Annotated in this window: 22 protein-coding genes; 10 read left to right on the top strand and 12 right to left on the bottom strand. The window is 71.7% G+C overall.

The window, feature by feature from the left end:
• Nucleotides 1-3: 3 nt before the first annotated feature.
• Nucleotides 4-954 (bottom strand): DMT family transporter, encoded by a 951-nt coding sequence (locus ASG45_RS03695; RefSeq protein ID WP_055832883.1) that lies wholly within the window; start codon nucleotides 952-954, stop codon nucleotides 4-6.
• Between the two features lie 71 nt (nucleotides 955-1,025).
• Here ASG45_RS03695 and ASG45_RS03690 point away from each other — a divergent pair, with 71 nt between their 5' ends.
• Entirely contained in the window at nucleotides 1,026-1,934 is a 909-nt protein-coding gene (locus ASG45_RS03690) for a LysR family transcriptional regulator (RefSeq protein WP_055832882.1), read from the top strand.
• A gap of 68 nt (nucleotides 1,935-2,002) precedes the next feature.
• On the opposite strand, the gene ASG45_RS03685 is transcribed toward ASG45_RS03690, so the two are convergent.
• The 3 genes from ASG45_RS03685 to ASG45_RS03675 all read right to left on the bottom strand — a co-directional run bounded on the left by ASG45_RS03685 (nucleotide 2,003) and on the right by ASG45_RS03675 (nucleotide 5,807).
• Nucleotides 2,003-3,184 (bottom strand): ROK family transcriptional regulator, encoded by a 1,182-nt coding sequence (locus tag ASG45_RS03685; RefSeq protein WP_055832881.1) that lies wholly within the window; start codon nucleotides 3,182-3,184, stop codon nucleotides 2,003-2,005.
• A 101-nt stretch (nucleotides 3,185-3,285) separates the two neighbouring features.
• On the bottom strand, nucleotides 3,286-4,335 hold the full coding sequence (locus ASG45_RS03680; protein ID WP_055832880.1) for an ABC transporter permease: 1,050 nt from the start codon (nucleotides 4,333-4,335) through the stop codon (nucleotides 3,286-3,288).
• Complete coding sequence (locus ASG45_RS03675; RefSeq protein ID WP_055832879.1) at nucleotides 4,332-5,807, bottom strand: sugar ABC transporter ATP-binding protein; 1,476 nt, start codon at nucleotides 5,805-5,807, stop codon at nucleotides 4,332-4,334. The genes ASG45_RS03680 and ASG45_RS03675 overlap by 4 nt, the downstream gene beginning before the upstream one ends.
• A 302-nt stretch (nucleotides 5,808-6,109) precedes the next feature.
• On the opposite strand from ASG45_RS03675, the gene ASG45_RS03670 reads away from it, so the two are divergent.
• The 3 genes from ASG45_RS03670 (at nucleotide 6,110) to ASG45_RS03660 (ending at nucleotide 9,473) form a co-directional block, all read left to right on the top strand.
• Entirely contained in the window at nucleotides 6,110-7,159 is a 1,050-nt protein-coding gene (locus tag ASG45_RS03670; protein ID WP_055832878.1) for a substrate-binding domain-containing protein, read from the top strand.
• Between the two features lie 76 nt (nucleotides 7,160-7,235).
• Nucleotides 7,236-8,447, top strand: coding sequence for a Gfo/Idh/MocA family protein (locus ASG45_RS03665; RefSeq protein ID WP_235561556.1), 1,212 nt, complete (start codon nucleotides 7,236-7,238; stop codon nucleotides 8,445-8,447).
• A gap of 21 nt (nucleotides 8,448-8,468) precedes the next feature.
• The gene (locus ASG45_RS03660) at nucleotides 8,469-9,473 is read left to right on the top strand and encodes a sugar phosphate isomerase/epimerase family protein (protein WP_055832877.1); all 1,005 of its coding nucleotides are present in this window, start codon (nucleotides 8,469-8,471) and stop codon (nucleotides 9,471-9,473) included.
• Nucleotides 9,474-9,655: 182 nt separating this feature from the next.
• On the opposite strand, the gene ASG45_RS03655 is transcribed toward ASG45_RS03660, so the two are convergent.
• On the bottom strand, nucleotides 9,656-10,504 hold the full coding sequence (locus ASG45_RS03655; protein ID WP_055832876.1) for an alpha/beta fold hydrolase: 849 nt from the start codon (nucleotides 10,502-10,504) through the stop codon (nucleotides 9,656-9,658).
• 144 nt (nucleotides 10,505-10,648) lie between these two features.
• Between ASG45_RS03655 and ASG45_RS03650 the strand changes: the two genes are divergently transcribed.
• The 3 genes from ASG45_RS03650 to ASG45_RS03640 all read left to right on the top strand — a co-directional run bounded on the left by ASG45_RS03650 (nucleotide 10,649) and on the right by ASG45_RS03640 (nucleotide 14,306).
• Nucleotides 10,649-11,134, top strand: coding sequence for a MarR family winged helix-turn-helix transcriptional regulator (locus tag ASG45_RS03650; RefSeq protein ID WP_055832875.1), 486 nt, complete (start codon nucleotides 10,649-10,651; stop codon nucleotides 11,132-11,134).
• Nucleotides 11,131-12,504, top strand: coding sequence for an MFS transporter (locus ASG45_RS03645; protein ID WP_055832874.1), 1,374 nt, complete (start codon nucleotides 11,131-11,133; stop codon nucleotides 12,502-12,504). Before ASG45_RS03650 ends, ASG45_RS03645 begins: the two co-directional genes overlap by 4 nt.
• Nucleotides 12,505-12,674: 170 nt before the next feature.
• Nucleotides 12,675-14,306: a DHA2 family efflux MFS transporter permease subunit gene (locus ASG45_RS03640; RefSeq protein WP_055832873.1), complete on the top strand. Its 1,632-nt coding sequence runs from the start codon at nucleotides 12,675-12,677 to the stop codon at nucleotides 14,304-14,306.
• 113 nt (nucleotides 14,307-14,419) lie between these two features.
• Here ASG45_RS03640 and ASG45_RS03635 read toward each other — a convergent pair whose 3' ends face one another.
• On the bottom strand, nucleotides 14,420-15,550 hold the full coding sequence (locus ASG45_RS03635) for a Gfo/Idh/MocA family protein (protein ID WP_055832872.1): 1,131 nt from the start codon (nucleotides 15,548-15,550) through the stop codon (nucleotides 14,420-14,422).
• Nucleotides 15,547-16,371 carry a sugar phosphate isomerase/epimerase family protein gene (locus tag ASG45_RS03630; protein ID WP_055832871.1) on the bottom strand — a complete coding sequence of 275 codons (825 nt, stop codon included), beginning with the start codon at nucleotides 16,369-16,371 and terminating at the stop codon, nucleotides 15,547-15,549. Before ASG45_RS03630 ends, ASG45_RS03635 begins: the two co-directional genes overlap by 4 nt.
• Nucleotides 16,372-16,476: 105 nt before the next feature.
• Here ASG45_RS03630 and ASG45_RS03625 point away from each other — a divergent pair, with 105 nt between their 5' ends.
• The gene (locus tag ASG45_RS03625; RefSeq protein ID WP_055832870.1) at nucleotides 16,477-17,133 is read left to right on the top strand and encodes a TetR/AcrR family transcriptional regulator; all 657 of its coding nucleotides are present in this window, start codon (nucleotides 16,477-16,479) and stop codon (nucleotides 17,131-17,133) included.
• 27 nt (nucleotides 17,134-17,160) lie between these two features.
• Here ASG45_RS03625 and ASG45_RS03620 read toward each other — a convergent pair whose 3' ends face one another.
• The 5 genes from ASG45_RS03620 to ASG45_RS03600 form a co-directional block, all read right to left on the bottom strand.
• Nucleotides 17,161-18,417, bottom strand: coding sequence for an alpha-hydroxy acid oxidase (locus ASG45_RS03620; RefSeq protein WP_055832869.1), 1,257 nt, complete (start codon nucleotides 18,415-18,417; stop codon nucleotides 17,161-17,163).
• Nucleotides 18,418-18,483: 66 nt separating this feature from the next.
• The gene (locus ASG45_RS03615) at nucleotides 18,484-19,884 is read right to left on the bottom strand and encodes a rhamnulokinase (RefSeq protein ID WP_055832868.1); all 1,401 of its coding nucleotides are present in this window, start codon (nucleotides 19,882-19,884) and stop codon (nucleotides 18,484-18,486) included.
• Nucleotides 19,881-21,917, bottom strand: coding sequence for a bifunctional rhamnulose-1-phosphate aldolase/short-chain dehydrogenase (locus ASG45_RS03610; protein WP_055832867.1), 2,037 nt, complete (start codon nucleotides 21,915-21,917; stop codon nucleotides 19,881-19,883). The genes ASG45_RS03615 and ASG45_RS03610 overlap by 4 nt, the downstream gene beginning before the upstream one ends.
• A gap of 97 nt (nucleotides 21,918-22,014) precedes the next feature.
• Nucleotides 22,015-23,181: an L-rhamnose isomerase gene (gene rhaI / locus ASG45_RS03605; protein WP_055832866.1), complete on the bottom strand. Its 1,167-nt coding sequence runs from the start codon at nucleotides 23,179-23,181 to the stop codon at nucleotides 22,015-22,017.
• Entirely contained in the window at nucleotides 23,178-23,540 is a 363-nt protein-coding gene (locus ASG45_RS03600; RefSeq protein WP_055832865.1) for an L-rhamnose mutarotase, read from the bottom strand. The genes rhaI and ASG45_RS03600 overlap by 4 nt, the downstream gene beginning before the upstream one ends.
• Before the next feature lie 84 nt (nucleotides 23,541-23,624).
• Here ASG45_RS03600 and ASG45_RS03595 point away from each other — a divergent pair, with 84 nt between their 5' ends.
• Nucleotides 23,625-24,623 carry a LacI family DNA-binding transcriptional regulator gene (locus tag ASG45_RS03595; RefSeq protein WP_055832864.1) on the top strand — a complete coding sequence of 333 codons (999 nt, stop codon included), beginning with the start codon at nucleotides 23,625-23,627 and terminating at the stop codon, nucleotides 24,621-24,623.
• A gap of 314 nt (nucleotides 24,624-24,937) precedes the next feature.
• A complete protein-coding gene (locus tag ASG45_RS03590) occupies nucleotides 24,938-25,924 on the top strand; it encodes an aldo/keto reductase (RefSeq protein ID WP_055832863.1) in 987 nt (328 codons plus the stop codon).
• The last annotated feature ends 141 nt before the right edge of the window (nucleotides 25,925-26,065 follow it).

Raw genomic sequence — 26,065 nt, 5'->3', positions numbered from 1 at the left:
AGCCTACGGCGACGGCGGCGCGACGAGCACGGGGCCGTCCATCGCCCGGGGCTCCCGCTCGGCGAGCGCACGGCGGTGTCGGCGCTCGATGGCCTGACCCGCGTACGACGCGGCGATCACCAGCGCGGCGCCCGCGAGGCCGGGGAACCCCACCGCCTCTCCCCCGATCGCCACCCCCACCGCCAGCGCCCACACCGGCTCGGTGCCCATGAGGATGCTCGCGCGCGTCGCCGAGGTGCGGCGCACGGCCCACAGCTGCACGACGAAGGCGAACACCGAGCACATCAGGCCGAGGAACAGCACGTGGGCCCATCCGGATGCCGTGAGCCGTCCGACCGCCGGCGGCAGGTCGGCGCCGGCCACCGCCGACGAGGTCGCGGCGCACACGACGAGTTGCACGAACACCACGGCGAGGGAGCTGTCGGAGCGTCCGCGGGTGAGGCGCGCGCTGGCGGTGACGTGCACCGCCCGCACGACGGCGGCCGCGATCACGAGGGCGTCGCCGATCGTCGGGGCGCGCAGGCCTCCCCCCGATACGAGCAGCGCCACCCCCACCACCGCGGCCACCGCCGCGACGAAGTACGACCGCGGCAGCCACGATCTCGCCGCGAGGCTCTCGAGCACGGGGGTGAAGACGAGGGCCAGGCTGATGAGCACGCCCGCGTTGGTCGCCGAGGTGAGGTGCACGCCCGCGGTCTCGAGGCCGATGACCGCCGCCTGCGAGCAGCCGAGCAGGGCGGCGACGGCGAGGCCCCGACCCCGCGGCATCCGCTCGCGCCGCACGAGGCAGATCGCCCCCAGCGCCACCGCGGCCACGACGAAGCGCAGCGCCACGGCGGGGGCGACGCCCACCTCGTCGGTGAGCGCTTTGGCCGAGAGGAAGCTGGCCCCCCACACCGCCGCCACGGCGAGCAGCAACACGTCGACGACGATCTCGGCGGGGCGGCGGGTCATGTCTCCAGCGTCGTCGTGCCCACTCGGAAGAACAACGGGCAGTGTCTTCACCGTCGCGTAAGTTGTGACTTATGGATGCTGCTCACCTCCGCCTGCTGCGCGAACTCCGCGATCGGGGCAGCGTGGCCGCGGTCGCCGCCGCCCTGCACATCTCGGCCTCGGCGGTGTCGCAGCAGCTCGCGACCCTGCAGGCCCACGCCCCGGTGCCGCTGACGGTGCGCCGGGGGCGCGTGCTCACCCTCACCCCCGCGGGCGAGGCCCTCGCCGCCGCGGGCACCCGGGTCGATGAGGCGCTCACGGCCGCGCGCGAGGCGGTCGGAGCGTTCCTCGACGCCGCGGATCGCCCGGTGCGGGTCTCGGCCTTCCACAGTGCGGGGCTGGCCCTGTTCGGTCCGCTGCTGCGCGAGCTCGACGGCACCCCGCCCCTGCAGCTCGCCGACGCCGACGTCGCGCACCGCGACTTCCCGGGCCTCACCGCCGACCACGACCTCGTCATCGCGCACCGCCTCGCCCACGATGCGCCCTGGCCGCGCGACCGCGTCATCGCCACGGCGCTGCTCGCCGAGCCCCTCGACATCGCACTGCCCGAGGCGCATCCCCTCGCCGCGCGCGATCGCCTGCGAGCGATCGACCTGGTCGAGGAGACGTGGGTGTCGGTGCACCCGGGGTTCCCGCTCGCCGGGGTGCTCGACCACCTCGCGGCGCACGTCGGTCGGCCGCTGCGCATCGCCCATCGCATCAACGAGTTCTCGGTGACGGCCGAGGTGGTGCGCACGGGCGCGGCGATCGCCGTGCTCCCCCGCACGACAGCGCTCCCCCTCGCCGTCGACGGACTCGTGCTGCGCCCCCTCGCCGACCTCGAGCTCGTGCGACACGTCGACGTCCTCGCCCGCCCGGACGCCCTGGCGTACGCCGCGGTGCGGCACGTGCTGCGTGCACTGCGCACGGTGGCGGAACGGGCGACGGCCGCCGCGGGCTGAGGCGCCGCGCGACGGTGGAAGCCCCTCGACGAGTTCGGCGGCACCCGTCGTCCGCTGTCGGACCCGCCTCAGGCGGGAAGGAACGCGGCGGTGAACGACTCGGGCGAGAGCGCGTGCTCGATGGCCAGCATGCTCGCCCCCCGCACACCGGCGTGCTCGGCGGCGACCGACTGCACGATCGAGAGGTACTCCGTCGCCAGCGGCGTCGAACGCGAGTAGACCACTTCGCGCACCCCCGCGATGAGGTGCTCGCCCACGCGCGCCATCGACCCGCCGACGGCGATGACCGACGGGTTCATCAGGCTGACGCAGGTCGTGAGCACCTCGCCGATGTCGCGGCCGGCTTGGCGCACCGCCTGGATCGCGTCGATGTTGCCGCGCTTGACGAGGTCGACCACGTCGGAGCCCGTGTGCGCCTCGATGCCCTGTGCGCGCAGAGCGCGGGCGATGGCGGGACCGGATGCCAGGGCCTCGAGGCATCCGCGATTGCCGCACTGGCACGGGATGTCGGCGCCGCGCGCGACCTGCACGTGCCCGATGTCGCCGGCGATGCCCTGCGCGCCGCGCTGCAGGCGGCCGTCGGAGATGATGCCGGTGCCGATACCGGTCGCGATCTTGACGAACATGAGGTGGTCGACCCCCGGCCAGGCGAGCCCGCGCTCGCCGAGCGCCATGATGTTCACGTCGTTGTCGACGAGCACGGGAACCGGCATGTGCTCGAAGATCCACGCGGGGATGTCGAAGTGGTCCCATCCGGGCATGATCGGCGGGTTCACCGGCTGACCGGTCGAGTGCTCGACGGGCCCGGGAACGCCGATGCCCATCGCGGCCACGTCGTCGACGGTGCGTTCCACCGAGGCGAGCAGTTCGCGCGCTCCGTCGACGAGCCACGTCAGCACGGGCTCGGGCCCGAGGGCGATGTCGAGCGACGCGCTCGTCTCGGCGAGCACGGTGCCGGCGAGATCGACGATCGCGACGGTCGCGTGCGAGGCGCCGAGGTCGGCGGCGACGACGACCTTGGCGGCCGGGTTGATCGCGAACTGCGACGGCGGGCGCCCGCCGGTCGACACGGCATCGGCCACGGGGGTGATCAGTCCCATGCGCATGAGCTCGTCGACGCGGACGGCGACGGTGGATCGCGCGAGACCCGTGGTCTTCGCCAACTCGGCCCGGGTGCGCGGGATCCCATCACGCAGCAACTGGAAGAGCTGACCGGCACCGTTGGCCGTCTGCACCGCATCTGTGCTCATCCGCTTCACGCCCTCAGTACACCATCACTTGCTATCGACACGATCCGCGAGCCGACGGCGACTGCACGGAAAGCGCAGTCACCGTCGGCAGGAGTCGCGCCTCAGCCCCGGCCCGGCGGGCGGGAGAAGCGCTGCTGCAGAAGGACCGCGACGACGATGATGACACCTTTCGCGACGGCCTGGACCGACGACGACAGGTTGTTCTGGATGAACACGTTGGTCAGCGTCGCGAAGATCAGCACCCCGAACACCGTGCCGGTGATCGTTCCACGACCGCCCACGAGCAGGGTGCCGCCGACCACGACCGCCGCGATGACGTCGAGTTCGAGCAGCTGCCCGTTGGTCGAGCTGCCCGCGGTCGTCCGGCCCAGGAACATGACGCCGGCGATGCCCGACGCGAGCCCGACGAGCACGTAGAGCCACATGACGTGACGCCGCACGTCGATGCCGGCCAGTCGCGCGGCCTCGCGGTTGCCGCCGATGGCGACGGTGCGACGCCCGAACGTCGTGCGGTTGAGCAGCACCCACCCGAGCACGGCGACGATCGCGAAGATCCAGATGAGCATGTTCACCCCGAGGATGTCGGCGTTCATGAAGGTGATGAACCCGCGGTCCTGCACCACGAGGGTGCGCCGCTCGGCGAGGATCTCGGCCAACCCGCGGGCGCCGACGAGCATGGCCAGGGTGGCCATGAAGGCGACCACGTTCCCGTAGGCGATGACGATGCCGTTGATGAGGCCCGCCACCGCGCCCACCGCGAGCGCGAAGAGCACGAAGACGATCCAGTGCATCGAGTCGGCGAGGTCCTGCACGACGGCGAGGGTGCCGACCACCGAGGCCAGCCCGGTCACCGAGCCGACCGAGAGGTCGATGCCCCCGGCGATGATCACGAGGGTCATCGCCACCGCGATCACCCCGGTGATCGAGGCCTGACGCAGGATCACGAAGACGTTGTCGACGGTGAGGAACGTGCCCGGCGCGGTGATCGCTCCGACGACGAACATCACCAGCAGCGCGATGACGAGTCCGATGTTGCGCCCGGCGGAACCGGACAGGACGCGCCGCCAGGCCGGGGTCGAGGTGGCCGACGGGGAGAGTCCCGCTTCGGCGGGGACCGTGCGTGCACGGGTCGGGGTGGTCGGCTCGCTCACGCGGCGGATCCTTTCATGACGAGGTCGAGCACGCCGTGCTCGTCGATCTGGTGGGAGGGGAGGGTGTCGAGGATCCGACCGTCGGCGACGACGAGCACGGTGTCGGCGAGGCCGAGCACCTCCTCGATCTCGCTCGAGACGATGACGACCGCGTTGCCGGCGGCGGCGAGATCGCGGATGAGGGTGTAGATCTCGGCGCGGGCACCGACGTCGACACCGCGCGTGGGCTCGTCGAGCAGCAGCACGGTCGTGCCGTGCACGAGCCACCGCGCGAGCAGGATCTTCTGCTGGTTGCCGCCCGACAGGGTGCGGGCGGGGCGATCGGGGTCGGCGGGACGCAGTTCGAAGGCGTCGATCTGCTCGCGTGCCACGCGGCGGGCGGAGCGGTCGTCGAGGAAGCCGCCCTTCGCGAACCGCTTCATCGACGCGAGCGCGATGTTGACGAAGATCGGCTCGTCGAGCACGAGCCCCTGGCTCTTGCGCTCCTCGGGGGACAGGCCCATGCCCGCACCGACCGCGGCGCGCACCGATCCACGGGGCAGTACCGCGTCGCGCACGGCCACGCGTCCGGCCGAGGACTTGCGCGCCCCGTAGACCGTCTCGAGGATCTCGGAGCGCCCCGAGCCCACGAGGCCGGCGAGGCCCACGACCTCGCCCGCGCGCACCGAGAACGACACGTCGGAGAAGACCCCGGCCAGAGCGAGCCCCTGGACGTCCAGCACGACGGGGGCGTCGGGTTCGATCGGCGCCCGCTCCGGGAAGACGTTGGCGATGTCGCGGCCCGTCATCAGGCGGATGAGTTCGGCGGTGGGGGTGTCGGCGGCCGCGAGACCCACGGCCGTCGTGCGTCCGTCCTTCAGGACCGTGATGCGGTCGCCGATCTCGCGGATCTCCTCGAGCCGGTGCGTGATGTAGACCACGGCGATGCCCTCCGCGGTGAGCTCGCGCACGACCGCGAACAGGTTCTTCACCTCTTCGGTGTCGAGGACGGCCGAGGGCTCGTCCATGATGATGAGCCGGATGTCGTGCGACAGCGCCCGCGCCATGCTCACGATCTGCTTGTTCGCGGCGCTGAGACTTCCCACCTCGGTGTGCGGCGACAGGTTCGCGTGCCCCAGGCGCCTCAGCAGTTCTGTGGTGCGCCGGGCGGCCTCGGAGCGATGGGTGAAACCGCCGCGCGAGAGCTCGTGCCCGAGGAAGACGTTCTCGGCGATGGTGAGCCCGTCGACGACGTCGAGTTCCTGGTACATCGTGGCGATGCCCAACTCGATGGCCGCGTCGGGGTCGGCGATCTCGACGGTCTCGCCTCGCCACACGAGTTCTCCCCCGTCGGGACGGTGCACGCCGGCGAGCGTCTTGATCAGCGTCGACTTGCCGGCGCCGTTCTGCCCCAGCACGCAGTGCACCTCGCCGGGGACGATGTCGAGATCGACGCCGCGCAGGGCCTGGACGCCCCCGAACGACTTGGTCACGCCCCGGGCGACGAGTAATGACTGTTCATGGTCAACTTTGATCACGCGGCGAACATAACACGGTCACGCGCCGGACGCGAGAGGCGTTCCATCCGCGCCGACGGCAGCGCATCCGCCGGGGTGATGAACCGTATGGCCCCGATATTGCGGCGCTTGGCCCTCGCATTTCGCTTTTGACGAGTCTCGAACAAAAGTTGACTATTGGAAGAACCATTCTGCTAGCGTGAGCCCCGTCAAAGTGGACTCCTCCTCGGATCGGGGCCGCATTGGCACCTGCCGCATCACATTCAAGGAGGAAAGACATGCGCTCACAGCTGACTTCGCGCTCCCGCCTCATCCTGACGGGAACCGCCTTCGTCGCGGCCATCGGGCTGCTGGCCGGCTGCACCGGTTCGAGCGGCGACAACCAGAACGTCGTCGACCAGGGCACCACCACCGAAGAGAACGCCGCCAGCGGCGACACCGTCACCATCGGCTTCTCGGGCCCCGCCGCCGACCACGGCTGGCTCGGCGCCATCAACTCCGGTGCGCTCGCCGCCGCCGAGAGCTTCCCCGACGTCGACCTGCAGGTCGCCGAGGGCACCAACGACGTGAACGCGCAGATCGCCGCGGTCGAGACCTTCATCAACAACAAGGTGGATGCCATCGTGCTGCTGCCGAGCGACGGAGCCGCCCTCACCGAGGTCGCCACCCGCGCGATGGAGGCCGGCATCCCTGTCGTCAACGTCGACCGGGAGTTCTCGAGCCCCTTCGCCGCCCGCTCGACCGTGCTCGGCGACAACTACGGCATGGGCGTCAGCGCCGGCACCTACATCTGCGAGCAGCTGAGCGGCCAGAGCGACGCCGTCGTCGCCGAGATCGCCGGCATCGACTCGCTGCCGCTCACGCAGGACCGCTCGGCCGGGTTCAAGGACGCCCTGGCGGACTGCGGTCTCGACGTCGGCCCGCGCGTCGCGGCCGACTTCACGGTGGCCGGTGGCGAGGCCTCGACCTCGCAGCTGCTGTCGGCCAACCCGAAGATCGACGCCATCTGGAACCACGACGACGACCAGGGCATCGGCGTCCTCGCCGCCATCACGGCGGCCGGTCGCGACGAGTTCTTCATGGTCGGCGGCGCGGGAAGCCGCAACGCCATGGAGGCCATCCAGGCCGGGGACACCCCGCTGCAGGCGACGGTGATCTACCCCTCGACCCAGGCGGCCGACGGCATCGCCCTGGCCCGCCTGATCGCGCAGGGCAAGACCGCCGGCGACCTGATCACGCCGAGCGTCCCCAACCGCATCGTGCTCGACGCACCGGTGGTGACGAAGGACAACGTGGACTCGTACATCGACCTGTCGTTCGAGTCCTGATCGATCGAACCACCACGGGGGCGTCTGCGACCGACGCGGGCGCCCCCTCCCCTTCCCCCATCGAAAGGCCGCGATCATGACCTCGCCCCTCCGCATCGCCATGATCGGCGCCGGATTCATGGGTGCCGCGCACTCCCAAGGGTGGCGCGTGGCCCCCCGCTTCTTCGACCTCCCCCTCGCCCCCGAGATGAGCGTGCTCGTCGGTCGCGACGCCGCACGCACCCGGGATGCCGCCGACACCTGGGGCTGGAACGAGAGCTCCACCGACTGGCGCGAGATCGTCGAACGCCCCGACATCGACATCGTCGACATCGTCACCCCGGGCGATTCCCACGCCGAGATCGCCCTCGCCGCCCTGGCTGCCGGAAAGCACGTCCTGTGCGAGAAGCCCCTCGCCAACACCGTCGACGAAGCCCGCCGCATGGCCGCGGCCGCCGACGACGCCGCCACCCGCGGCATCCGTTCGATGGTGGGGTTCACCTACCGACGCCTGCCGGCCACCACCTTCGCGCGCGACCTCGTCGCCGCGGGTCGCTTGGGCGCGATCCGCCAGGTGCGGGCCGAGTACCTGCAGGACTGGCTCAGCGACGCCGACGCGCCGCTCACCTGGCGCCTGCAGAAGGACCGGGCCGGCTCCGGCTCCCTGGGCGACATCGGCGCCCATGCCGTCGACCTCACCGAGTACATCACCGGTCAGCACCTCACCCGCGTGGCGGGAGTCCTCGAGACGATCGTCTCTGAGCGCCCGGTGCTCGCCGCGTCGTCAGGACTGTCGGGCACCGCGGGCGCGGACCGCGGACCTGTCACCGTCGACGACCTCGCCCTGTTCACCGGGCGTCTCGAGAACGGCGCCCTCGCCTCGTTCGAGGCGTCGCGCTTCCGCCTCGGCCGCAAGAACGCCCTGCGCGTCGAGATCTCGGGCAGCGACGGCGCGCTCTCGTTCGACCTCGAGAGCCCCAACGAGCTGCAGTTCTACGACGCCACCCTGCCGGCCTCCGAACAGGGCTTCCGCCGCATCCTCGTCACCGAACCCGAGCACCCCTATATGGGGGCGTGGTGGCCGACCGGTCACATGCTCGGGTACGAGCACGGGTTCACGCACCAGGCGAAGGACTTCGTCGAAGCCGTCGCCGCCGGCCGCGATCCCCGCCCCTCCTTCGCCGACGGCCTGCACGTGCAGCGGGTGCTCGACGCCGTCGCGCAGAGCTCCGGCGCCGACGGCGTCTGGACCGGCGTGGACCGGGCGAGCGCCCCCGCCTCCGACAGCCGCGCGTTCGCGGCATCCTGAATCGACGAGAGGACTGACGCGATGACGCGACCGATCACGCTCTTCACCGGCCAGTGGGCCGATCTGCCCTTCGAGGAGGTGGCCCGCCTCGCCGGCGAGTGGGGGTACGACGGCCTCGAGATCGCCTGCTGGGGCGATCACCTCGACCCGTGGCGCTGGGACGACGAAGAGTACGTCCAGGGCAAGCTCGACGTGCTCGAGCGCAACGGCCTGAAGGTGTGGACGATCTCGAACCACCTCAAGGGCCAGGTCGTGTGCGACGACCCCATCGACCAGCGCCACCGCGACATCGTGTCGGACCGCGTCTGGGGCGACGGCGACCCCGAGGGCGTGCGTCAGCGCGCCGCCGAGGAGCTGAAGAACACCGCGCGCCTGGCATCCAAGCTGGGGGTGAAGACCGTCACCGGCTTCACCGGGTCGAGCATCTGGAAGTACGTCGCGATGTTCCCGCCGGCCACCGAGGAGATGGTCGAGGCCGGGTACCGGGACTTCGCCGACCGGTGGAACCCCATCCTCGACGTGTTCGACGAGGTGGGCGTGCGCTTCGCCCACGAGGTGCACCCGTCCGAGATCGCCTACGACTACTGGACGACGAAGCGGGCGCTCGAGGCCATCGGCCACCGCGAGGCATTCGGGCTGAACTGGGACCCCTCGCACATGGTGTGGCAGGACATCGACCCGGTGGCGTTCCTGTGGGACTTCCAGGACAAGATCATCCACGTGCACTGCAAGGACACGAAGAAGCGTCTGACCAACGGCCGGAACGGCCGGCTGTCGTCGCACCTGCCGTGGGCCGATCCGCGGCGCGGGTGGGACTTCATCTCGACCGGTCACGGCGACGTGCCGTGGGAAGACGCGTTCCGCATGCTGAACGCGATCGGCTACGACGGACCACTGTCGGTCGAGTGGGAGGACGCCGGCATGGACCGGCTCGTCGGCGCACCCGAAGCGCTCGGATTCGTGCGACGACTGTCGTCGTACGAACCGTCGGGTGAGGCATTCGACGCGGCGTTCAGCCGGCGCTGAGACCCGAGGGGGCATTCGGGAGCAGGGGGGCGTGGGGCCGGGCGCGGGGGGCGTCCGGCCCCACCGTCGTTCCCGGGCCCCTTCCCGCCGCGCGAGATCACGCACCGTCGTCGAGACACCACGACACGACGGGTGATCTCGCCGACGCCGTGTGATCTCGGCATCCGATCACGCACGCCAGGTCAGGCGCGAGCGGGGAGGCGCGCGTCGAGCCAGGCGAGCAGATCGGCGCGCACGTGCGCCTGATCGATCTCGGCGAAGATCTCGTGGCGCGCGCCCGGGTAGACCAGCGTCGTGATGTCGGTGAGTCCCGATCGATCGCGGTAGGCGTCGGCCAGCAGGTGCACGCTCCGCGGGCCGCCGACGGTGTCGTCTCGACCCACCAGGAGCAGCAGCGCAAGGTCGACGCCGAGATCCCGACGCGGGCGGCCGAACAGCTTCGCGGCCTCGATCGGGCCGAAGAGCGCGAGCAGGGGCTTCGAGGTGGTCAGCGGGTCGGCGACGAAGTCGCGCCCCACCTGCTCGTCGCTCGAGAGCCACTCCATGCCCGACCCGCGCTGATGCTTCCATGGAGCGTTGAGGTCGCCGGCGTTCAGCGCCCCCGGCCACCGCAGGGCCGAGCCGCTCAGCACGACCGCGTCGTAGGCATCCGGATGCCGATCCACCAGCATCTGCGCAAGGAACGACCCCCACGAATGCCCGAGCAGCACCAGGGGCAGGTCGGGGTTCTCTTCGCGGATGCGCTGGCTCAGCGTCCACACCGCGTCGCGGGCGGCGCCGAGACCGCCGGGCCCCAGCCGGCCGAGCTTGCGGTGATCGCCGTCCCACTGGCGCAGTCCGGTGCGCCCGTGCCCGCGGTGGTCGTCGGCGTAGACGGTGTACCCGTCGGCGACGAGGGCCTCGATCAGGGCGCCGTACCGACCGGCGTGCTCTCCGACGCCGTGCAGCAGCTGCACGATCGCCCGCGGCGTCTCGGCGACGTGCACGTCGTAGACGATCGTGATCCCGTACGCGTCGACGAACTCCGGCATGGGGTGAGTCTAGGGGCGGGGTGAGGGTGATCGGCCGGCCGAGTCCGCCCGCCATCGGTGGGCCGGAGCACGCTCCCGGCGGGCCGGGTGACGCGACCGCCATACCGTTAGCAAGACTAATGAGCTAGACTAACGATCACGAACATGAATGACAGCGTCGACGAATCCCCCCTTCACGACCTGACTTCTGCCCGCGGCGCTGAGCCCTCGCACGATCTCAGCGCCGCGGCATCGCAACTGCGCATGGCGACGTTCCGGCTCGCCCGGCGCCTGCGGGCACAGCGGGCCGTCGACACCATGAGCGACGGGCAGTTCGCCGTGCTCGCCGCCCTCACCGTGCACGGCGCGCACACCCTCGGCCAACTCGCCGACCGCGAGCGCGTCACCGCCCCGTCGATGAATCGAACGGTGTCCCTGCTCGAAGAGGCCGGGTACGTGACCCGCACCCCCGACGAGGTCGACCGACGCAAGGTCACGATCGACCTCACCGACGACGGACGCACCGTCGTCGACGAGACCGTACGCCGCCGAGACGCCTGGCTCGAAGAAGCCCTGGCGGGGCTCTCGCCCGACGACCGTCGCACGCTGGCCCAGGCCGCGGAGATCATGAGAAAGGTGGCCGAGAGATGAGCACGTCGATGTTCCGGTCCCTGTCGATCTTCAACTACCGCGTCTGGTTCTTCGGCGCCCTCGTCTCCAACGTCGGCGCGTGGATGCAGGCGACGGCGCAGAACTGGGTCGTGCTCACGCAGCTGACCGACAACGACGCCGCCGCGATGGGCGTCACCATGGCGCTCCAGTTCGCCCCGCCCCTGCTGCTGGTGGGTGTGACCGGCTGGGTGGCTGACCGGTTCGACCGCCGCAAGCTCATCATGTGCACGCAGGCGTCGCTGCTGCTGCTCGCCCTCGCGCTGGGGACACTGCTGCTCACGGGCCTGATGACCCTGCCGATGATGTACGGCTTCGCCCTGGCGCTCGGCGTCGTCACCGCGTTCGACAACCCCGCGCGCCAGGCGTTCGTGTCCGACCTCGTCGCGCAGGAGAACGCCTCGAACGCGGTGGCCCTCAACGCCGCGTCGTTCAACACCGCACGCCTCATCGGCCCCGCGGTGGCCGGCGTGATGATCGTCGTCGTCGGCACGGGATGGGTGTTCCTCGTCAACGCGGTGACGTTCCTCGCGATGATCGCCGCGCTGCTGCTCATGCGCCCGCACGAGCTCGTGGTGCACCACCGCCGTGGCGGACCCGCGCGTCTGGCCGACGGCTTCCGCTACGTCGCGCGCCGCCCCGACCTGATCGTCACGTTCGTCATGGTCTTCCTGCTCGGTGCGTTCGGCATGAACTTCCCGATCTTCGCCTCGACCATGGCGCTGGAGTTCGGTCGCGGGGCCGACGGCTTCGGGTTGCTGAGCTCGTTCGTGGCCATCGGCTCCCTCGCCGGAGCGCTGCTGGCCGCCCGCCGCGACCGCGCGCGGATGCGCGTGGTGATCCTGGGCGCCGGCGGCTTCGCCGTGGCATCCACCCTCTCGGTCTTCGCCCCCAGCTACGGCGCGTACGCCGCCACGCTCGTGTTCACCGGCTTCGCCGTCGTGACCACCCTGACCACGGCCAACGGCTACGTGCAGACGACCACCGATCCGGCGCTGCGCGGACGCGTGCTGGCGCTGTACATGGCGATCCTGCTCGGCGGCACGCCGGTGGGCGCCCCGATCGTCGGTGCGATCGCGAGCGAGTACGGCCCGCGCGTGGCCATCGCCCTGGCCGCCGCCGTTGCGCTGATCGCGTGCGGCATCGGCGTCGTCTGGACGCTCGCCTCGGGGCGCGTGCACCGGCACGAAACCAAGCGCTTCCGCCTCACGCTGGACGAGACGCAGCCCCTGCACACCATCACGCCCGAGCCCGAGGACTTCAGCGACGAGGTGGCCGGCACGACGCCGCTGCCGCTTCCGCCGGCGGATCGCACGCCGCGCCTGACGTCGCGCCCGCGCCACGGCGGCTGAGTCACGGCGGCTGGGTTACGGCGGCTGGGTTACGGCGGCTGGGTTACGGCGGCCGAGTCATGCCGCGGGGTGACAACACCGGAGCCACGGCACCGGGCGGCACCCGGCGCGATGGGTCGTGCGCAAGAAACGGGCTAGATAGCTAGAAAAGCTAGCGATATACTCGTCGCATGGACACCGTCGGGAACCGCACCGGGCGCCGCTGGGCGGGGCTCGTCTTCATCAGCATCGCCGTCTCGCTGATCATCGTCGACTCGACGATCGTCAACGTCGCGGTGCCCTCGATCGTCGAGGACCTGGGGATCTCGTCGACCGAGGTGCAGTGGGTGCAAGAGGCCTACACCCTCGTGTTCGCCTCGCTCCTGCTCGTGTTCGGCAGCCTCGCCGACCGGTTCGGGCGACGCCGACTGATGCTCGTCGGCGTCGTCGTCTTCGCCGCGGCCTCGATCGCCGCCTCGTTCGCCCCCACGGGCGAGCTGCTCATCGCCGCGCGCCTCGTGCAGGGGATCGGCGGGGCGATGATCCTGCCCACCACCCTGTCGCTCATCAACGCCACCTTCCGCGGGCGGGAGCGCGGCATCGCCTTCGCCGTGTGGGGCTCGACCATCGGGGGAATGGCGGCCGTCGGCCCCCTGCTCGGCGGCTGGCTGACCACCGCGTTCTCGTGGCGGTGGGCGTTCGGCATCAACATCCCGCTCGGGGTGATCATCGTCATCGGCGTGCTGCTCACCGTCGCCGAATCGCGCAGCGATCGCGCCGAGCGCATCGACGGCGTCGGTGCCCTGCTGTCGGTGCTGACCATGGCTCCCCTGGTCTTCGGCCTGATCGAGGGGCGCACCTACGGCTGGTGGACGGTCGACGCCGTTCCGCAGGTCGGCGGGTGGACCTGGCCGTTCGCCCTGTCGCCCGTTCCCCTCGCCTTCGCCCTCGCGCTCGTCGCCCTCGCCGCCTTCATCGCCTGGGGCCTGCACCGACAGCGGCAGGGACGATCCACGCTGCTCGCGTTCGCCCTCTTCCGCATCTCGTCGTTCCGCAACGGCAACATCGCCGCCGCCGTGGTCTCGCTGGGCGAGTTCGGCATCATCCTGGCGCTCCCGCTCTGGCTGCAGTTCGTCGTCGGCTTCGACGCCCTGCAGACCGGCCTGCTGCTGCTGTCGCTGGCCGTGGGCTCGTTCGTCGCGAGCGGTGTCGCCGGAGCGCTCAGCGGCCGGGTCGCCCCGGTCTGGGTCGTGCGCGCCGGTCTGCTGGCCGAGATCGTCGGCGTCGCCGGCGTCGCCCTCACGATCGGTCCGGATGCCACGTGGGGACCGCTCATCCCGCTGCTGTTCGTCTACGGACTCGGGGTCGGCCTGGCCACCGCCCAGCTCACCGGGGTCGTCCTCGCCGAGGTCCCGCCCGCAGCCAGCGGACAGGCGTCGGGCACGCAGTCGACCTCGCGGCAGTTGGGTGCCGCTCTGGGCGTCGCGATCCTCGGCACGGTGCTGTTCTCGACGACGGCCGGGGTGCTCGCCTCGTCGCTCGATCAGCGGGGACTCCCCGCCGATCAGCGCGATCAGATCGTGGCGCAGGTGGTCGACAGCGCGGGCGCCGCGATCGCCGGTCTCGCCCAGTCGCCCCAGACCCAGGGCGCCGCCGCCGACGCGCGCGCCGCCTTCAGCGACGGCACCCGGGCGGCCGCGTTCACCGCCGCGGGCTTCCTCACCCTGGGCCTTGCGTCGACGCTCGCGCTCGGTGCCGGCGGCTCTCGTCGGCGTCCCAACGAGACTCGGGTCCACGAAGCAGGGAAAACCGACACGGCCTGAGACCACCCGGGCGGGATCGCTGGCCCGGTTCCGGTCACGGCGGCCCGTTCGTTTCCGGGCGGCCGGTCTGCCGCCGAGCGCCCCCGGCCGCCCGTCGGCGGCCGGGGTGCGACTCAGAGGGTGCGGGCGAACGGGTCGAAGTCGCGCGGCACCGCCGGCACGGGCCCGCTCAGCGAGCTCCGCACCGGCACGAAGCCCGCTCCCGCCACCGACTCCTCGGCCGAGAGCAGCACGTCGAGCACGTGGTGTCCGAGCTCGCCGGTCGCCACGTGGGGGCGCTCTTCGGCGATAGCCCGCACCATGTCGAGCACCCCGAGCCCGCGCCCGACGACGACGCCCTCCTGCGGCACCGCGATCCGCGGTTGCTCCGGCCTGTCGTCGTCGAGCAGCACCCCGAGCGGTTCGATGCGGGCGATCTCGCCCTCGAAGTGGTTCGGGTCGGGCAGCACCAGCGTGCCCTCGGTGCCGTGGATCTCGAGCACGCCCGCGCGCTCGAGCGCCGAGTCGAAGCTGAACTGCCCCTGCGCCTGCTGACCGCCCTCGAACGCGGCGATGAGCTGCACGGTGGTGGCGACCTCGACGTCGAACACGTCGCCGGCGGCGGGCCCGGTGTGGATGCGGCGCTGCCGCCGCGGGCGCGTGCCTACCGCGGCCACCCGGTCGACCGGTCCCAGCAGGCTGACCAGCGCGCTGACGTAGTACGGCCCCATGTCGAGCAGCGGTCCCGCGCCGCGCGCGAAGAGGAACTGCGGCCCCGGATGCCAGAGGTCGGGCCCCTGCGTCTGGAACGACGCCTGAGCGAACAGGGGTTCTCCGATCGCCCCCTCGAGGATGGCGCGCTTGGCCGACTGGAACCCCGGGCCCAGGAGGGTGTCGGGGGCGGAGCCGATGCGCAGCCCCGCAGCCTCGGCATCGCGGAGCAGCTGCGCGGTGCTCTCGCGGTCGAGCCCCAGCGGCTTCTCGGTCCACACGTGCTTGCCCGCGGCGATCGCGGCGGACGAGACCTCGACGTGAACGGCCGGGACGGTGAGGTTCACGACGAGCTGCACGTCGGGGTGGGCGAGCACGTCGTCGGCCGTGCCCCACGCGGGCACGCCGTACTGCTCGGCGCGCGACCGCGCGCGCTCCGGGTCCAGGTCGGCGACGATGAGCACCTCGACGTCGGGGAACGCCGTGAGGTTGCTCAGGTAGGTGTCGCTGATGACGCCGGCTCCGATGATGCCGACCCCCACGGGCCCGCTCATGCCGCGAGGCCGTTCTCGAGCAGGAACGCGTGGCTGGCGGCGATGTCGTCGAACACGTCGCCGGGCGACTGGTCGTACTCGATGACGGCCCACCGCACGGCATCCGTCGCCCGCATCGCCTCGACGAGCGGAACCTCGCCCTCGCCCGGACGGCGCTGGTCGAGGTGACGGGTGACGGCACGGTCGACGTCGGGGGCGAAGGGGTTCTCGGCCGGGACGAAGCCGTCCTTGACGTGCACGGCGAGCAGACGCGAACCGAGACGCTGCACGAGGGCGGGCACGTCCTGGCCGCCGGTGAGCGCCCAGAACAGGTCGAGCTCCACGGCGACGCGCTCGTCGGTGTGGGCCACGACGTACTCGAGCGCGCTCGCGCCGTCGATGTCGATGAGGAACTCCTGCGCGTGGTTGTGGTACCCCACGGTGAGTCCGTAGCCGGCCGCCAGATCGGCGACGGCGTTGAGACGATCGGCGATCTCGGCGACGCCGTCGACGGTCGCCCAGCGCGCGGGCTCGACGAAGGGGTCGATCACGGTGCTCAGCCCCAGGGTCGCCGCCGCCGCCAGCACGGCCTCGGGCTCGGGCGTGGGGATGGAACCGTGGGGAGTCCACAGCTCGGTCGACAGCAGGGGCGCGTGCCCGGTCGGGGCGGTGAGCCCGCTGGCATCCAGAGCCGCGCGGATCTCGGCGGGGCGGCTCACGAAGTCGAAGGCCTCGACGTGGCGCAGGCCGATCGCGGCGAGGCGATCGAGCGAGCGAGCCGGATCGGCACGGAATTCGTCGACCAGCGTGTAGAGCTGGACGGAAGAGGTGGGGAGCGACATCGGGCCTTCCTTGTTCGTCGTCGAACGGCGCGGGTGTCCGGCGCCGGTGGGAACGCTACCATTAAACCATCCAGTGGTCACTTTTCAGCGGTCTACACTGACGGGATGCGGCGCGAAGACGAGACCCCCGACGTCGGCGACCCGGTCGACCCGGCGGGCGACGGCGCCGCCCACGCCGCCGACGATCGCCTCGGCCGCTCCGGCGCGTACTCGAAGGGTGTCGCACGGCGGCAGGAGATCCTCGACCGCGCCATCGGCGTCTTCGCCGAACGCGGCGCCGAGGGGGCGTCGCTGCGCAGCATCGCGCGCGCCCTGGGCGTCTCGCACGCGGCCCTGCTGCACTACTTCGACTCGCGCGAGCAACTGCTCGTCGCCGTGTACGACCACGCCAACCGCCAGACTCCCCCGGCACCCGACGCCACCGCGCTGTCATCGCTGACCGACGCCGCCGCCCACAACACCTCGGTGCCCGGCCTCGTCGAGCTGTACACCACGCTCGTCGCCGCCTCGCTGAAGGACGACAGCGCGACGGCCCGCGCCTACTTCACCGAGCGCTTCGCGCGCCTGCGCGGGGAGCTCGCCGCGCGCCTCCGCAGCGAACAGGCCGAGGGACTCGTGCGCGCCGACCTCGACCCCGACCAGGTCGCCGCCCTGCTCATCGCCGCCTCCGACGGCCTGCAGGTGCAGTGGCTGCTCGAGCCGTCGATGCCCCTGGCCGACGTGCTCGGGGCGCTGGGCGGCCTGTTGGCGCCCGCCCGCTGACCCGGGCCCACGGGTCGCACCCGCGGATCACACCCGCGCGTCGCTCCCCTGACCGGCGACGGGCACCAGGCGCGTGAGCTGCGTGACGTGGCGCGGCTCGAGCTCGTCGAGCGACGAGACGCCGAGCAGCGTCATCGTGCGCTCGATCTCGCTGCGCAGGATCTCGATCGTGCGATCGACGCCCTGGCGCCCCCCGGCCATGAGGCCGTACAGGTACGCGCGCCCGATGAGCGTGAACTTCGCGCCCAGGGCGATGGATGCCACGATGTCGGCGCCGTTCATGATGCCGGTGTCGACCATGACCGTGGCGTCCTTGCCCACCTCGCGCACCACCTGCGGCAGCAGGCGGAAGGGGATGGGCGCGCGGTCGAGCTGGCGTCCACCGTGGTTCGACAGCACGATGCCGTCGACGCCCAGGTCGACCAGGCGGGCGGCGTCGGTGACGTTCTGCACGCCCTTGACCACGAGCTTGCCCGGCCACATGGCGCGAATGATGTCGAGGTCGTCGTAGCTGATGGTCGGGTCCATGGCCGCGTTCAGCAGCTCGCCGACGGTGCCGCCGGTGGTGCTGAGCGAGGCGAACTCGAGCTTGGGCGTGGTGAGGAAGTCGACCCACCACCACGGCCGCGGAATGGCGTTGACGATCGTGCCCACCGTCAGCTGCGGGGGGATCGAGAACCCGTTGCGCTTGTCGCGCAGGCGGGCGCCGGCGATCGGGGTGTCGACGGTGAACTGCAGCGTGTCGAAGCCCGCCGCCGCGGCCCGCTCGACGAGGCCGTACGAGATGGCGCGGTCCTTCATCACGTACAGCTGGAACCAGTTGCGCCCGACGGGGTTGGCCGCTTTGACACCCTCGATCGAGGTCGTGCCGAGCGTCGACAGGGTGAAGGGGATGCCGGCCGCCGCCGCCGCGGACGCACCGGCCGTCTCGCCCTCGGTCTGCATGAGACGCGTGAAGCCGGTGGGGGCGATGCCGAACGGCAGAGCGGACGGGCCGCCGAGGATCTGGCACGAGGTGTCGACGTGCGCGGCCGGGCGCAGGATGTCGGGGTGGAACTCCACGTCTTCGAAGGCGCGGCGCGCGCGGTCGAGCGAGAGCTCGCCCTCGGCCGCCCCGTCGGTGTAGTCGAAGGCCGCCTTGGGCGTGCGCCGCTTCGCGATCGAGCGCAGGTCGTCGATCGTCAGCGCCGCGTCGAGACGCCGTTTGCGCGCATCGAGCTCGGGCTTCTTGAACTGCATGAGCTCGAGGAGCTCGCCGACCTTCGGCAGCTGTCGCTGAACCATGGGAATGCTCTCCTTCGTGTGGTCTGACCACATACTAGGGCCAACCGGACGTCGCCGGGAGGGGGGTCAGGAACGCGGATCGAAACGCCGCGGCGGGAACGCCTCGGCCACCCGCGCACGCAGGTCTTCGAGCGAGGCGCCACGGCCGAAGACACCGAGCGCGCGGGCCTGCACGAGCACGTTGCCGAGGGCGGTCGCCTCGACCGGCCCCGCCAGCACGACGCGTCCCGAGCGGTCGGCCGTGGCCTGGCAGAGCAGGGCGTTCATGGCCCCGCCCCCGACCAGGTGCACGACGTCGATGCGCCGATCGGCGAGCTCTCCCGCGGTGCGCAGGGCCGCCGCGAAGGCCTCGGCGATGCTCTCGACGATCGCCCGCGCGAAGGCCGGACGCCCGTCGATACCCGGGACCTCGTCCCCGAGCAGAGCCGCGATACGCGTCGGCATGTCGCCGGGGGCGGCCAACGACGGGTCGTTCGCGTCGAACAGGTGCGGGGGCTCCGGCGCCGCCGACGCGGCCTCCAGCAGCGACGGCAGATCGACGGGGGCACCGTCGGCCTCCGACCACGCGCGCACCGTCTCGCTCAGCAGCCAGAGTCCGGTGACGTTGTGCAGGAACCGCACGCGCCCGTCGACCCCGCCCTCGTTGGTGAAGTTCGCCGCGCGGGCGGCATCCGTCACGATCGGGGCGTCGAGCTCCAGGCCCACCAGGCCCCACGTGCCGCACGAGATGTAGGCCGCGTTCGGGCTCGACAGCGGCACCGCCACGATGGCCGAGGCCGTGTCGTGCGACCCGACGGCGATCACGGGCCGCGCGCCCAGGGCGTCGGAGGTCGTGCCGATCGTGTCGCCCGGATCGACGAGCGGCGGCAGCACGCGCACCGGGATGCCGAGAGCCTCGGCGAGCGCGGTGTCCCACTCCCCCGTGTGCACGTCGAGCAGTCCCGTGGTCGAGGCGTTCGTGCGCTCGGCGACGGCGTGCCCGGTCAGCCGGTGGGCGAGCAGGTCGGGGACGAGCAGGCTCGTCTCGGCCTCGGCGAGACGCGCGTCGGCGGCGTACTGGTACACGGTGTTGAAGGGCAGGAACTGCAGGCCGGCGCGGCGGTACAGCTCGTCGAACGGCACCGTGGCGTGCACGAGGTCGACGCCGCGCGCCGTGCGCTCGTCGCGGTAGTGGAACGGCTCGGCGAGCAGTTCGCCGTCGCGCAGCAGCCCGTAGTCGACCGCCCACGAATCGATGCCGATGCTCTCGATCGCGGGTTCGCGGCGCAGCGCCTCGGCGAGTCCCGCGCGCACGTGCTCCCAGAGCGCGTCGATGTCCCAGTGCCAGCCGTCGGCGCGTTGCACCGGGCCGTTGGCGAAGCGGGCGACCTGCTCGAGTGCGAGAGTGCCCTCGCCGACGCGGCCGATCATCACGCGGCCGCTGGTGGCGCCGAGGTCGACGGCCGCGACCGCGCGGGGGCGACTCATCGCAGGAACGCCGCGGCGACGCCGGAGTCGACCGGGACGTGCAGTCCGGTCGTGCGCGTGAGCTCGGGACCGGTGAGCACGTACACCGCGTCGGCGACGTTCTCGGGGACGACCTCGCGCTTGAGGATCGTGCGGTTGGCGTAGAACTGCCCGAGGTCCTTCTCGTCGACGCCGTAGGTCGCGGCGCGGTTGGCGCCCCAGCCCGCGGCGAAGATGCCGGAGCCGCGCACGACGCCGTCGGGGTTGATGCCGTTGACGCGCACGCCGTATTCGCCGAGCTCGACCGCGAGCAGGCGCACCTGGTGCGCCTGGTCGGCCTTCGTGGCCGAGTAGGCGATGTTGTTGGGGCCGGCGAACACGGAGTTCTTCGACGAGATGTAGATGACGTCGCCGCCCATCCCCTGCGCGATCAGGGCTCTCGCCGCCGCCTTCGACACGAGGAACGAGCCCTTCGCCATGACGTCGTGCTGCAGGTCCCAGTCCTTCTCGGTGGTCTCCAGCAGCGGCTTCGACAGCGACAGCCCGGCGTTGTTGACGACGAGGTCGACACCGCCGAAGGCGAGGACGGTGGCGTCGATCGCGGCCTGCACGCCCGCGGCATCCGCCACGTTCGCCGCTACGCCGATGGCGACGTCGCTCGATCCGAGTTCCGCGGCGACCGCTCGTGCCTTCTCGAGGTCGAGGTCGGCGACGACGACGCACGCGCCCTCGGCCGCCAGACGGGTCGCGATGGCCTTGCCGATCCCGGATGCCGCACCCGTGACGAACGCGACGCGACCCTGGTGGGTCTTGGGCTTCGGTGCGCGCAGCAGCTTGGCCTCTTCCAGCGCCCAGTACTCGATGCGGAACTTCTCGGCATCCGAGATCGGCGCGTACGTCGAGAGGGCCTCGGCCCCGCGCATGACGTTGATGGCGTTGACGTAGAACTCGCCCGCCACCCGCGCGGTCTGCTTGTTCGCACCGTACGAGAACATGCCCACGCCCGGCACGAGCACGATGAGCGGGTCGGCGCCGCGGATCGCGGGGCTGTCGGCGTCGGCGTGAGCGTCGTAGTACGCCTGGTAGTCGGCGCGATAGGCGGCGTGCAGCTCGCGCAGACGCGCGATCGAGTCCTCGACGGAGGCGTCGGCGGGCACGTCGAGGATCAGCGGCTTGACCTTGGTGCGCAGGAAGTGGTCGGGGCAGCTCGTGCCGAGCGCGGCCAGGGCGGGAGCCTTCTCGGATGCCAGGAACTCGAGCACGACGTCGGCATCGGTGAAGTGGCCGACCATCGGCTTGTCGGTCGAGGCCAGACCACGGATGGTCGGAGCCAGGGCTGCCGCCTTCGCGCGCCGTTCGGCCTCGGGGAGCGCCGAGAAGCCGTCACGCACGCCGCCGAACGGCTCGGCGACCCCGTGCTGGTCGATGTAGGCCTGGGCGGTGTCGATGATCCAGAGGCTGTTGCGCTCGGCCTCCTCCGACGTGTCGCCCCAGGCCGTGATGCCGTGCCCGCCGAGGATCGTGCCGATCGCCTGCGGGTTCTTCGCCTTGATGGCCGCGATGTCGAGTCCGAGCTGGAAGCCCGGGCGACGCCACGGCACCCACACGACCGCGTCGCCGAAGATCCGCGTGGTCAGTTCCTCGCCGTCGGCGGCGGTGGCGATCGCGATGCCGGCGTCGGGGTGCAGGTGGTCGACGTGCGCGGCATCCACGAGTCCGTGCATGGCGGTGTCGATCGAGGGCGCGGCCCCGCCCTTGCCGTGCAGGCAGTAGTCGAAGGCGGCGACCATCTCGTCTTCGCGCTCGACGCCGGGGTACACCTCGACGAGCGCACGCATGCGGTCGAGCCGCAGCACGGCCAGCCCCTTCTCGGTCAGGGTGCCGAGGTCGCCCCCCGAGCCCTTGACCCACAGCAGCTCCACCGGCTCACCCGTGACGGGGTCGATGTCGGTGCCCTTGGCGGAGGTGTTGCCGCCGGCGTAGTTGGTGACCTTCGGGTCGGAGCCGAGGCGGTTGCTGCGGGCGACGAGGTCGGCGGCGGTGGAGCGGGTCATGACGGTCCTCACGGGATTCGAAGGGGTGGACGGCGGCACGACGGGCCGCGCGAGAAGAAGCGCCGGGGCGATGCGGGCGTCGCCCCCGCGGGGCGGGTCAGGCGCCCCAGCCGGCCTGGGTGCCGCCCGCGCGCTCGTCGGCGAGGCGGGCGAGGTGGCCCGAGGCGGCGAAGGCCGCCATGGGGTCGGCGGGGAGGCCGCGCGATTCCCGCCACTCGGCGAGCGCCGGGCGCACGTCGGTGTAGAACGCGTCCATGAGCACGGCGTTGGCGCCGAGCACGTCGTTCGCCTGCTGCGCGGCGGCCAGAGCGTCACGGTCGACGAGCAGCGCGCGCGCCGTCATCTCCTGCACGTTGAGCACCGAGCGGATCTGGCCGGGGATCTTGTCCTCGATGTTGTGGCACTGATCGAGCATGAACGCCACGTCGGGGTTGTTCAGGCCCCCGCCGCGGACGACCTCGGTGAGGATGCGGAACAGCTGGAACGGGTCGGCCGATCCGACGATGAGGTCGTCGTCGGCGTAGAAGCGCGAGTTGAAGTCGAACGAGCCGAGCTTTCCGAGGCGCAGCAGCTGCATGACGATGAACTCGATGTTGGTGCCGGGCGCGTGATGCCCGGTGTCGAGGCAGACCATCGCCTTGTCTCCGAGCGACGCCACCTGCGCGTACGACGTTCCCCAGTCGGGGACGTCGGTGTGGTAGAACGACGGCTCGAAGAACTTGTACTCCAGCACCAGGCGCTGGTCGTCGCCGAGGCGGGCGTAAATCTGCTGCAGCGAGTCCTGCAGGCGGTCCTGGCGACCGCGCATGTCGTTCTGCCCGGGGTAGTTGGAGCCCTCGGCGAGCCAGATCTTCAGATCGCGCGAGCCCGTGGCATCCATCACGTCGATGCACGCGAGGTGGTGGTCGATGGCCTTCCGACGGATGGCGTCGTCGTGGTGCGTGAGGGCGCCGAACTTGTAGTCCTCGTCCTGGAAGGTGTTCGAGTTGATCGTGCCGAGGCGCACGCCCAGGTCGTCGGCGTGGCGGCGCAGCGCCCCGAAGTCGTCGACCAGGTCCCACGGGATGTGCAGGGCCACGCTCGGCGCGAGGGCGGTGAGGCGGTGGACCTCGGCGGCATCGGCGATCTTCTCGAACGCGTCGCGCGGGGTGCCCGGCGTCGGGAACACGCGGAAGCGGGTGCCGGAGTTGCCGAACGCCCAGGAGGGCAGCTCGATCGCCTGCTGTTCGAGGGCGGAGAGGATCTCGGGGCCGAGAGTGGTCATGACGGGTTCCTTCCCGCGTATGCGAGCTGGTCGGCGAGGTGGAAGACCTCGGTGAGGGCGGTGGCGGCCTGGTCGGGACGACCCTCGAGGCCGAGGAAGAACGGGGCCATCTCGGCCTCCCACGCGGCCGCGATCGGCGAGGCGGCCAGGTACGCCTGGGCGGCCGCGTCGTCGTCGGTCTCGTAGTAGCCGATGAGCCGCCCGTGCTCGCCGAGGAACAGCGAGTAGTTGCGTCGCCCGGCCGCGGCGATCTCGTCGAGCATCTCGGTCGGCACGGGCGTGTGCCGTGCGACGTACTCGTCGATCAGCTCGGGCCGGACGCGGAGTTCGAAGCAGACGCGCGTGGTCTGTGCGGACATGGGGCGGGTTCTCTTCCTCGAGAATGAATCGTTTCATCGCACGATAGCACAGCGGGTGTGCGCGTGCGATATCGTCGTCGGATCATGGCGGTCAAGATCACGGACGTCGCGGCGCGCGCGGGGGTCTCGGTGGGCACCGTGTCGAACGTCCTCAACGGTCGGGCCACGGTGTCGGCCGCCGCCGCCGAGCGCGTGCGCGCGGCCATCGACGCCCTCGGGTACGTGCGCAACGACGCCGCCCGCCAGCTACGCGCCGGTCGCAGCCGCAGCATCGCGCTCATCGTGCTCGACGCCGGCAACCCCTTCTTCGCCGCCGTCGCCCGCGGCGCCGAAGCCCGCGCCGCCGACGACGGCTACGTCGTGCTGCTCGGCTCCAGCGGCGCCGACCCCGACCACGAGCGTCTCTACCTCGACCAGTTCCGAGAGCAACGGGTGGCCGGGGTGCTGCTCACCCCCGCCGACGCCGACGGCGACGTCGTCGAACGCCTGGCGGCCGCCGGCATCCCCGTCGTGCTCGTCGACGAGCAGATGCACGGCTCCGACGTCTGCGCCGTCTCGGTCGACGACGTCGAGGGCGGCCACCTGGCCGTCGCGCATCTGCTCGCACGGGGACGCCGCCGGATCGCCTTCGTCGCCGGTCCCCTGACCACGCGCCAGGTCGCCGATCGCCTCGCCGGAGCCCGCCGCGCGGTCGCCGAGGTCGACGGCGCCGAGCTCGAGGTGATCGAGGCCGATGCCATGACCGTGCTCGCCGGCCGCGCCGCGGGTGAGCGCGTGCGCGAGCGCGCCGACCGCCCTGACGCCGTCTTCGCCGCCAACGACCTGCTCGCCGTCGGCGTGCTGCAGGCCCTCACGATGCTCGGCGACATCCGCGTGCCCGACGACATCGCTCTCGTCGGCTACGACGACATCGACTTCGCCGCCGCCACCGTCGTGCCGCTCACCTCGGTGCGTCAGCCCGCCGAGGCGCTGGGTTCCACGGCCGTCGACCTGCTGCTGCGTCAGCTCGACGGCGAGCTCGACCCCGCCGAGCGCCAGGTGAGGTTCCGTCCCGAGCTGATCGTGCGGGCGTCGAGCGGTTAGTCGCCGGATGCTGCGGCCTTCTCGACCGCCGGGCCGTCGCCGCCTCGACGCGTGCCCGCCCCTTCGCGGTGCCGCGGGCGAGGGAATCGCCGGTGAGGGGTGTACTGACGGGGCGTCCCTGTCGGCCAGGTTCGGGCGTAGCGTCGACCGCATGGACGACAGGGCCGACGGGCGCGGGGTCCGCGTCGCCGTACCGGAGTCGAGCAGTTCCGGGCGGATGCGGCTGAGCGCCGCCTGTCCGTCGACGACCGACGCCGAGTCCCGGGGTGGACTCGCACACGATGCCGCCGCGGCGGCGCGGGAGGAGTGACAGCATGCACACACGGACTCTGGGACAGGGCCTCGAGGTCTCGGCGGTCGGGCTCGGCTGCATGGGGATGTCGCAGTCGTACGGCCCGAACCCCGGCGACCGCGACGAGATGATCGCGGTGCTCCGGTCGGCTCTCGATGCGGGCGTCACCTTCTTCGACACGGCGGAGGTCTACGGCCCCTACGACAACGAAGAGCTGGTCGGCGAGGCACTGGAGCCGATCCGCGATCAGGTCGTCATCGCCACCAAGTTCGGGTGGGACATCCGCGAGGGGGCGATGGCCGGGCTCGACAGCCGCCCCGAGCAGATCCGACGGGTGGCGGACGCCTCGCTCACCCGCCTGCGCACCGACGTGATCGACCTCTTCTACCAGCACCGCGTCGACCCCGACGTCCCGATCGAAGACGTCGCGGGAACGGTCGGAGAACTCGTCGCCGCCGGCAAGGTCCGCCATTTCGGCTTGTCCGAAGCCTCGGCGGCCACCGTCCGCGCCGCCCACGAGACGTTCCCGGTGACGGCGCTGCAGAGCGAGTACTCGCTGTGGACGCGAGACCCCGAGGCCGAGATCCTCCCCACCCTCGCCGAGCTCGGCATCGGGTTCGTGCCCTTCAGCCCGCTGGGCAAGGGCTTCCTCACGGGCACCGTCGACACCTCGACGACGTTCAGCGACGGCGACATCCGTACGCGCGTCCCCCGCTTCGAGGCCGACAACCTCGCCGCGAACCAGGCGCTCGTCGCGCACGTGCGCGAGCTCGCCGCGCGGAAGGAGTGCACGCCCGGGCAGATCGCCCTCGCGTGGCTGCTCGCCCAGGGGGCGCACATCGCCCCCATCCCCGGAACGCGGCGCACCGAGCGGATCCACGAGAATGCCCGCTCGAGCGAGATCGCCCTCTCGGCGGACGACAGGGCCGACCTCGACGGCCTGGCCCGTCGCATCGGCGTGCACGGCGACCGCTACAACGCGCAGCACATGGGATTCGTGGGCCGCTGAGCGCCAGAGGCGGGCTCGTGCCCGCCGATCCCCGGTGCGACGGGCGCCGCGCTCGTCTCCCCCGGTGCCACGCGCGCCACGCCGCGAACGACCGAGGCCCCGACCGCCACGAGGGCGGCCGGGGCCGGTGCGGGGCTTCGG

It is taken from the genome of Microbacterium sp. Leaf436 (assembly GCF_001424715.1).
Lineage (GTDB): Bacteria > Actinomycetota > Actinomycetes > Actinomycetales > Microbacteriaceae > Microbacterium.
The sequence above is the reverse complement of the archived record's forward strand: the minus strand, read 5'-3'. Positions and strand labels throughout refer to the sequence as shown.

Coding starts and splice junctions, on each gene's coding strand:
- ASG45_RS03630 (WP_055832871.1), bottom strand. CDS start 16,371: ATGTCGCTCCCCACCTCTTCCGTCCAGCTCTACACGCTGGTCGACGAA.
- ASG45_RS03670 (WP_055832878.1), top strand. CDS start 6,110: ATGCGCTCACAGCTGACTTCGCGCTCCCGCCTCATCCTGACGGGAACC.
- ASG45_RS03660 (WP_055832877.1), top strand. CDS start 8,469: ATGACGCGACCGATCACGCTCTTCACCGGCCAGTGGGCCGATCTGCCC.
- ASG45_RS03695 (WP_055832883.1), bottom strand. CDS start 954: ATGACCCGCCGCCCCGCCGAGATCGTCGTCGACGTGTTGCTGCTCGCC.
- ASG45_RS03645 (WP_055832874.1), top strand. CDS start 11,131: ATGAGCACGTCGATGTTCCGGTCCCTGTCGATCTTCAACTACCGCGTC.
- ASG45_RS03620 (WP_055832869.1), bottom strand. CDS start 18,417: ATGGTTCAGCGACAGCTGCCGAAGGTCGGCGAGCTCCTCGAGCTCATG.
- ASG45_RS03665 (WP_235561556.1), top strand. CDS start 7,236: ATGACCTCGCCCCTCCGCATCGCCATGATCGGCGCCGGATTCATGGGT.
- ASG45_RS03650 (WP_055832875.1), top strand. CDS start 10,649: ATGAATGACAGCGTCGACGAATCCCCCCTTCACGACCTGACTTCTGCC.
- ASG45_RS03615 (WP_055832868.1), bottom strand. CDS start 19,884: ATGAGTCGCCCCCGCGCGGTCGCGGCCGTCGACCTCGGCGCCACCAGC.
- ASG45_RS03690 (WP_055832882.1), top strand. CDS start 1,026: ATGGATGCTGCTCACCTCCGCCTGCTGCGCGAACTCCGCGATCGGGGC.
- ASG45_RS03685 (WP_055832881.1), bottom strand. CDS start 3,184: ATGAGCACAGATGCGGTGCAGACGGCCAACGGTGCCGGTCAGCTCTTC.
- ASG45_RS03595 (WP_055832864.1), top strand. CDS start 23,625: ATGGCGGTCAAGATCACGGACGTCGCGGCGCGCGCGGGGGTCTCGGTG.
- ASG45_RS03610 (WP_055832867.1), bottom strand. CDS start 21,917: ATGACCCGCTCCACCGCCGCCGACCTCGTCGCCCGCAGCAACCGCCTC.
- ASG45_RS03625 (WP_055832870.1), top strand. CDS start 16,477: ATGCGGCGCGAAGACGAGACCCCCGACGTCGGCGACCCGGTCGACCCG.
- ASG45_RS03655 (WP_055832876.1), bottom strand. CDS start 10,504: ATGCCGGAGTTCGTCGACGCGTACGGGATCACGATCGTCTACGACGTG.
- ASG45_RS03600 (WP_055832865.1), bottom strand. CDS start 23,540: ATGTCCGCACAGACCACGCGCGTCTGCTTCGAACTCCGCGTCCGGCCC.
- ASG45_RS03640 (WP_055832873.1), top strand. CDS start 12,675: ATGGACACCGTCGGGAACCGCACCGGGCGCCGCTGGGCGGGGCTCGTC.
- rhaI (WP_055832866.1), bottom strand. CDS start 23,181: ATGACCACTCTCGGCCCCGAGATCCTCTCCGCCCTCGAACAGCAGGCG.
- ASG45_RS03590 (WP_055832863.1), top strand. CDS start 24,938: ATGCACACACGGACTCTGGGACAGGGCCTCGAGGTCTCGGCGGTCGGG.
- ASG45_RS03635 (WP_055832872.1), bottom strand. CDS start 15,550: ATGAGCGGGCCCGTGGGGGTCGGCATCATCGGAGCCGGCGTCATCAGC.